This window comes from Collinsella sp. AF37-9 (genome assembly GCF_003475115.1).
Lineage (GTDB): Bacteria > Actinomycetota > Coriobacteriia > Coriobacteriales > Coriobacteriaceae > Collinsella.
This window is the reverse complement of the sequence record NZ_QROQ01000001.1, coordinates 105,932-113,402: the sequence shown is the minus strand read 5'-3', so window position 1 is coordinate 113,402 and position 7,471 is coordinate 105,932. Positions and strand designations below refer to the sequence as shown.

Below are 7,471 nucleotides of genomic sequence, written 5' to 3'. Positions count from 1 at the left end.
CCGCCACGATGTTCACCATCTACCACCACAGCGGCAACTGGCTAGGCCGCGCCACTGCCTAGCCGGCACTTGGGAACTGGCTAGGCCGCGCCACTGCCTAGCCGGCACTTGGGAACTGGCTAGGCCGCGCCACCGCCTAGCCGGCACTTGGGGACGTTCCTTTTCTGCCGGCACATAGGGACGTTCCTTTTCTGCCGGCACATAGGGACGTTCCTTTTCTGCCGGCACTTTGGGACACTCCTTGGGAAGTAATTTCGCCTTTTTCGGAGACTCTGTTTGTCGTGCCCTGTAAACTGTCAAAACGGGCTTAGCAAATTAGATCGTCCGCGCCTATCAGATGTTGCCCGGTGGGTTTGTGATGGGAGGGCGATATGCCAAGAACGGGTAGAGTCGTTTCGTTAACAGGCTATAACCACATAATCGCACGCGGTAATGGCGGCATCTGCATCTTCGAAGACGATGAAGATCGCTATCGGATGCTTACGCTGTTCGAGGATAAACTTGTCGGTAATGGCGTTGGCGTTACAGCATGGTGTCTCATGTCGAATCATTTCCATCTTATGGTCGACGATCATCATGAGAAGATATCTTCGTGCATGAGCGGCGTTCTTACCTCGTATGCGATGTATTTCAATCGCAAAACAGATCGAGTTGGGCACTTGTTCCAAGATAGATTTACTAATATTCCGGTCGAGAATGATGTACAAGCAATTTCGCTTGCCGACTATATTCATATGAATCCGGTCAAGGCAGGCATTTCCGCCGTTGATACATATCGTTGGTCCAGTTACCGAGCGTATGCTTACGGTTATGATGGATTTGGATTCTGTGACCCCGGGATTGTTCTAGATCTCGTGGGTGGATCTCTTGAGTATCGTCACTATCTTGCCGATCGAATTGACCAAGCGCCCTACGATGCTGAGCCTCGACCACGCATCCTGGATGATGAGGCTCTTGAGGTCGCCAAAAGCGTTGCCGCCCCTATATCACTTCCCGAGCTTGCTTCCATGAAACCATCTGAGCGGAAGCCCATTCTCTGCAAATTGAGAAGAGCGGGTCTCACGATTAATCAAATAGTGAGGGTCGTTGGCATTGGTCGTACGTCTGTTGTTTCTGGTACGGCAGGTTGGAAGAAGATTTAGGTTACTGGATAGGTGACGGCGCAGGAGTGTCCCCAACTGCCGGCAAAAAAGAAACGTCCCCAAGTGCCGGATTAGTATTCGATGCCTTGGCGGGCTAGGAGGCCTTCGTCGAAGTAGTGTTTGATGGGACGCATTTCGGTTACTAGGTCGGCAAGGTCGGCGAGGGGCAGCAAGCCGCGGCCGGTGAGCACGAGCTCTGTGGTGGTCGGTTTCATTGCGATCAACGCTTCGACATCTTCGCGCGTCACAAAGCCTCGGCGCATGGCTTCTCCCAGCTCATCCAAGATCAGCATGTCTACCTGGCTAATCTGCTCGCGTGCGAGCTCCATGATCTGTGCAGCGCAGGCTTCGGGTGTGTCGCGGTTGGCTTGTACGATGCGTAGCCCCAATCGAGGAGCTGCGTCATGTTCGGCGCAGTGCAGCTTCTTGGCAAACTGAAGCATGAGTACGTTAAGTCCATAGCCCGTGGCGCGCAGCGCGAGCCCCAGCGCAGCCGTCGTCTTGCCCTTGCCGTCGCCCGTGTAGATCTGAACCTTGCCGACTTCCAGTGATGCCATCTCTGTCCTTTCGTGCCCGGCGTCGGTTTATCGCCGTCCGCGTTGGGTATTCTAGATAGCATTATCAACCCCAGTAGATGGAGTTCAAGCAGATGGAGATGGATGACAACAAACGTAGACGGAATATGATCCTCTACGTGCTCATCGCCTTCGTCGTCTACCTCGTGCTCTCGACCGTTCTGTTCCCCAACATCGGTCACACGCAGCAGATTACGAAGACCGATTACTCGACGTTTGTCAAAGCGCTCGATAAGAAGAGTGTCGACAAGGTCGAGTACAATACCGACGATTACACCATTTATTACACCAAGAAGGGTGAGGACGAGAACATCGCCTACAAGACGACCGGTGTGCCGAATGACGCGGGCTTTACCGATCGTGTGCTTGAATCCGGTGCGTCCCTGGAGTCGGTCGTTCCCGATAAAAACTCGGGTCTGATGACCTACTACCTGCTTACGCTTATTCTTCCCATGGCCATCTTCTTCCTGATCGGTTGGTGGCTTAACCGCCGTATGAAGAAGGCTATGGGCGATGACGGCCCGTCGATGAACTTTGGCGGCGGTGGCTTTGGCGGCGGTGGACTGGGTAAGTCCGGCGCTCGCGTTATCGCCTCCAAGGATGTGGGCGTGACCTTTAAGGATGTCGCTGGCCAGGAAGAGGCCAAGGAATCCCTCAAGGAGGTCGTCGACTTTCTGGAGAAGCCGCAGCGCTACGAGGAAATTGGCGCCAAGCTGCCGCGCGGTGCTCTCCTTGTTGGCCCTCCGGGTACCGGTAAAACCCTGCTCGCTAAGGCTGTTGCCGGCGAGGCGGGCGTGCCGTTCTTTAGCATTTCGGGTTCTGAGTTCGTCGAGATGTTCGTCGGCCGTGGCGCCGCCAAGGTCCGCGATCTGTTTAAGCAGGCCAAGGAAAAGGCCCCGTGCATCGTCTTTATCGACGAGATCGATACCATCGGCAAAAAGCGCGATGGCGGCGGCTTTAGCGGCAACGACGAGCGCGAGCAGACGCTCAACCAGCTGCTGACCGAGATGGACGGCTTCGATAACCACAAGGGTATCGTTGTCCTCGCTGCTACCAACCGTCCGGACAGCCTTGACCCGGCCCTGCTGCGCCCCGGTCGTTTTGATCGCCGCATCCCCGTTGAGCTGCCCGATCTGACCGGCCGCAAGAACATTCTTGAGCTGCATTCCAAGAGCGTTAAGACGCAGCCGCCGATCGACTTGACTGCGATTGCCCGCGCCACGCCCGGTGCTTCGGGCGCCGACCTGGCCAACATCATCAACGAGGGCGCCCTGCGCGCGGTCCGCGAGGGTCGTAAACGCGCGACCCAGGACGACTTTGAGGAGTCGGTGGAGGTCGTCATTGCTGGTCAGCAGCGTAAATCCACGGTGCTGTCCGACCACGAGAAGCAGGTCGTTTCCTACCACGAGATCGGCCATGCTATCGTCGCAGCCCGCCAGAAGGGCTCTGCGCCGGTCACCAAGATCACCATCGTGCCGCGCACGAGCGGTGCTCTGGGCTACACCATGCAGGTCGAGGAGGATGAGCGCTTCCTGACCACGCGCCAGGAGGTGCTGGACAAGCTCGCTGTCTACTGCGGCGGACGTGCCGCCGAGGAGCTCATCTTTGGCGAGATGACGACCGGCGCAGCCAACGATATCGAGCAAGCAACCAAGCTCGCCCGCAACATGGTGACGCGCTTTGGTATGTCCGATGAGTTTGGCATGATGGCGCTCGGTACCGTTCAGAATGCGTACCTCAACCAGGATACGTCGCTCACCTGCGCCCCCGGTACGGCCGAGCGCGTGGACGCAATTGTCGCCAAGCTGATCGAGGATGCGCACGACCGCGCCCTGCAGATCCTGAAGGAGAACAAGTTTAAGCTCCATGAGCTGGCTCGTTATCTGTACAAGAAGGAGACGATCACGGGCGAGGAGTTTATGAATCTCCTCACGCGCGAGAATCCGCTGATGCCTAAGCAGCAGTAGCGTTGCATTCGGGTCAGTAAATATCGACGCCCCATTTGAGTGCCTATCTCAAATGGGGCGTTTTGCTTGGGAGGGATATGTATGAAGATCGTGGTGAGTGCCTGTTTGATGGGCGAGAGCTGCAAGTATAACGGCCTCGATAATTACCACCGCGCGTTGGTCGAGGCTTGCGAGCGTACGGGGACCGAGGTCCTCTTGGTGTGCCCTGAGGTCTTTGGCGGCCTGCCCACGCCGCGTGACCCGTCCGAGATTGTGAACGGCGAAGTCCGTACCTGCGCGGGCGTGTCCGTTGACCGGGAATTCCGCCTGGGCGCTCAACGTGCGCTCGACATGTGCGAGCAGGCGGGCGGCCCTTCCGAGATTGCTGCGTGCATCTTGCGGGACCGCAGCCCCTCGTGCGGCGCGGGTCGCATCTACGACGGCACCTTTAGCGGTACGCTCACCGCGGGCAACGGCGTTTTCGTCGATCTGTTGCTGCGTCACGGCTACCGCGTCATTCCGGCTAGCGAGTTCGACCCCAGCATGTTGGAACATTGTCCACAGTACTCGAACCCAACACTTCCTCACGGGTGACCGTTTTGGCATCATCCGTGAATTTGATATTGAGTACGACCCGGTCATCAAAGACGTAGACCGAGTTGACAGGCGCCGTACCCAGGCAGCCCCTCCCCGCGGCCCTCGCGCAGGAACGCGTACACGGCCCTCCCGTCTTTTGCGCCCCTCCCGGAACTGTCCACATCAGTGTAGCCAATCCAGTCCGCCAAGGGCTGCAGCCCGGACAACGCGGCGATGGAGGGCTTCTTCGGCCTGCCCAAGAAGGATTTCTGGCACGGCAGGGACTGGTCGGACTGGACCCCCGCGCGCTTCATCGAGGAGCTCGGGGGCTGGATCGGCCGATACAATACGGAGAGGCGCAGCGATGCGCTCGGTGGCCGCACGCCGGCCGAGTTCCGCTCCGCGCTGGGAAGGGTCGCGTAACGGTCCAAGAAATCGTCCGCAGTCCCCATTCTTGCCCCTTTGGGACGGCTTCTTGTTGGGGCGTGCCTGCCCCAAACCCTGCTAGGAACGAGTGCAGCAAACTGGAATTTTAAATTAGTCTTTGCAAATAACCTTTGAACCTTCACCATCAATTACAATTCCCTGACGATTGTTAATTGGGTATAGATTCAAATCCGAAAACTCAGTCATTATTTTCTCGGTAACTTTCTTAAATGGTGCTGTAAGAAAATGCGGAAGAACATAGAAATCAATCAAATTAAGCCCTGCATCATCCTTTTGTGAGTAGTCCTCCGGCTTTTCATCCATTTGCTCGATATATTGGATGCTTGGAGCGCATACAATCGCACCTGCCGATTCACCAATCATTAGTTTTCCCTTTGCCAATTCTTTCTTCAACAGCTCATCCGTTCCCGTTTTACGGAGCTGGTCTATAAGGAAAAAAGAATTTCCGCCGGTAAAATAGATTACATCCGCATCTTCAAATAGAGACTTTATCGTTGAATAAGCCTCCGTTGAAATATCAATTTCAGTTACGATTGCTCCCAACTTTTTGAATAATTTTCGAGCCGAGCCGACATAACCGGTGTAGCCTTCACGCAGCGAAGCTGTTGGAATAAATGCGACTTTTTTATTTTCAATTTCTTCCGTTATCAGACTTCCTACACTTGAAAAGTGCGAACATAAAAACATTTTCATCAATATTCTCCTTCATATATAAATTCTTATTTGTTGAACTAAGCCGTGTATACCATACTCTCCAATGAAAGAACGCCCTGATATAGCGTAATTTGCTGTTTTCCTGCGTACGTGCGTACACACTCCACAGGAATTCTAAGGGCCCTGCCCCCTTAGCACACGGACTTTGGAACAAAGTCTAGTGTGTTACGCCTTGCCAGAGGTGTACAGGCTCCCGGTACGCACGTACGCAGCAATTGCCATCAATGCGCCATATAAGTGGCGATCAAGTTCGTATAAAGCGACCTTGGTTCCGCAAAACAAAAGGCAGGATGCCATCACCACGATGACACCCTGCCTCTGTTCGTTCCTGTTTACCGTTCCGAGTAGTCCTTCCGCAGAATTTCCGATAAACAAAAAACGTACCCGAACCCTTTCTCGTAAAGAATCGGGTTCGAGTACGAACTGAATGCTGGAGCAATAAAAAACCACCACAAAGGTGCCTGTCCCCTTTGTGGTGGTTTTGGGCTTGGCCTAGAGTGTGTGGCCGTAGGCGTTGGCGGCCTTGATGGCAGCGGCGAACTTCTCGTCGGTGAAGGGCTCCGGGTTTCCCTGCTTCCACTCGTTGGTGGCGTGCGCGTATTCGCACAGGGCCGGGATATCTGCCTCGGTAAGGCCAACCTGCTCAAGCGTTACGGGCAGCCCCATCTGCTTGTTAAAGGCGGCGTAGCGCTCAAGGTTTTCGGTGTCGCCCGTATAGGCGAACAGTACTAGCACACCAAGGCTCACGACCTCGCCGTGTAGGTAGGAGCCCTCGCGCGGAATGCTGCAGGTGGCGTTGTAGAACGCATGCGCCACGCTCGAGTTGTAGTAGTAATCGTTTTGGTTGGTCAGGTTCGAGACATAACCCGTGTTGACCACGATGTCGAGCGCGATCTGCTTGACGGCTTCGGTCGACTGGTCCTGGCGCACGTCCTTTAGACCCTGCACACCATAGGTAAACAGCGGCTCGGAGCAGGTGTGGGCGAGTGCCAGGCCAAGACCGGCGGTGTGCTCCAAGTTGCCGGCGCTCGTGGCGTACTCCACCTCGGGCTGTTTGGACAGGGCATCGCCTACGCCCGCCCAGAAGTACTCTGCTGGCGCCTCGGCGATGATCTTGGGGTTGATGAAGATGTGAGCGGGGCGGTTGGGGTACGAATAGCCCTCGAGCGAGCCGTCGTCGTTGTAGACAACGGCAATGGCGGTCGCGGCGGAGCAGTTGGAACAAATCGTCGGGACGGTGAAGACGATCTTCTTGAGCTCGATGGCCGCCGTCTTCACGGTATCGAGCGCCTTGCCGCCGCCACAGGCAATGAGCACGTCGGCTTCCTGGCAGGCAGGGGAGTTCACGACCTTGGCGATATTGGCACGCGTACTGTTGGTACCGTAGACACGCGTCTCCAGAATCTCGACGTCGGTACCTGCCAGCGCAGCTTCGATACCGGGAAGTGCTGCGGCCAGTGCCCGCTTGCCACCGATGATCGCGACCTTTGTCGCGCCGTACTCCGCCAGTGCGGCGGGCAGCTCGTCAAAGCAATCCTCGCCAACGGTGTAGTCGCTCATTCCAATCGTGCGCATAGCAACCTTCTTTCGTTCGATAGAGTGCTTTCAGGTATTTTGCTCCTAGAGCAGGGCTGTAATAGCGAGAAATTTCGAACGTATAAAACCAGTGTTGAGGGTTTTTCGCCGGCGAGGAACGTGCTAGCATACTCCGCATAAGCGTTGATGGGGACGAGTAGTCGGCCGTCCGCATGCTACAGAGAGCGGGGAGCGCTGAGAGCCCGTGCATGCGACCGATGAAAATCACCCCGGAGCTGCGATCCCAACGGACGTGCCTCGTAGGCACGTCTTAGTAGATATCGCCGAGATGGTCGTCGATACAGGCCAGCCGAGTAACGGATGCGAGCGCGCGATAACGCGGGCGAGGGCATCTAAGCTGGGTGGTTAAGCGAAGAGCTTTTGCGGGCGCATAGTCCGTTTCGTGGCGCTTCGTCCCAGCTTGTAGGGACGGGCGCTATTTTGGTGCCCAACGGGCGTGCGCGCCCACGACATGAAAGGGGTACCGTGGCAAACG

General features: G+C 56.1%; 7 protein-coding genes. 4 read left to right on the top strand and 3 right to left on the bottom strand.

The genetic code is table 11. The annotated features are described in order from the left end of the window. The first annotated feature begins 371 nt into the window (after positions 1–371). Entirely contained in the window at positions 372–1,142 is a 771-nt protein-coding gene (locus tag DW024_RS00510) for a transposase (protein WP_117820268.1), read from the top strand. A gap of 71 nt (positions 1,143–1,213) precedes the next feature. Here the strand turns inward: DW024_RS00510 and DW024_RS00505 are convergent, their stop codons facing one another. Further along, the gene (locus DW024_RS00505; protein WP_118376684.1) at positions 1,214–1,699 is read right to left on the bottom strand and encodes a cob(I)yrinic acid a,c-diamide adenosyltransferase; all 486 of its coding nucleotides are present in this window, start codon (positions 1,697–1,699) and stop codon (positions 1,214–1,216) included. Between the two features lie 92 nt (positions 1,700–1,791). On the opposite strand from DW024_RS00505, the gene ftsH reads away from it, so the two are divergent. The 3 genes from ftsH to DW024_RS00485 all read left to right on the top strand — a co-directional run bounded on the left by ftsH (position 1,792) and on the right by DW024_RS00485 (position 4,662). After that, positions 1,792–3,684, top strand: a complete 1,893-nt coding sequence (gene ftsH / locus DW024_RS00500) for an ATP-dependent zinc metalloprotease FtsH (RefSeq protein WP_199576893.1) — start codon at positions 1,792–1,794, stop codon at positions 3,682–3,684. A gap of 81 nt (positions 3,685–3,765) precedes the next feature. Beyond that, positions 3,766–4,257: a DUF523 domain-containing protein gene (locus tag DW024_RS00495; protein WP_118376682.1), complete on the top strand. Its 492-nt coding sequence runs from the start codon at positions 3,766–3,768 to the stop codon at positions 4,255–4,257. A gap of 216 nt (positions 4,258–4,473) precedes the next feature. Next, on the top strand, positions 4,474–4,662 hold the full coding sequence (locus DW024_RS00485; protein ID WP_369834730.1) for an IS3 family transposase: 189 nt from the start codon (positions 4,474–4,476) through the stop codon (positions 4,660–4,662). A 114-nt stretch (positions 4,663–4,776) separates the two neighbouring features. Here DW024_RS00485 and DW024_RS00480 read toward each other — a convergent pair whose 3' ends face one another. Both DW024_RS00480 and DW024_RS00470 read right to left on the bottom strand, forming a co-directional pair. Continuing rightward, positions 4,777–5,379 (bottom strand): Type 1 glutamine amidotransferase-like domain-containing protein, encoded by a 603-nt coding sequence (locus DW024_RS00480; protein ID WP_118376680.1) that lies wholly within the window; start codon positions 5,377–5,379, stop codon positions 4,777–4,779. Between the two features lie 513 nt (positions 5,380–5,892). Further along, a complete protein-coding gene (locus tag DW024_RS00470; protein WP_118376678.1) occupies positions 5,893–6,975 on the bottom strand; it encodes an iron-containing alcohol dehydrogenase family protein in 1,083 nt (360 codons plus the stop codon). Positions 6,976–7,471 lie beyond the last annotated feature (496 nt).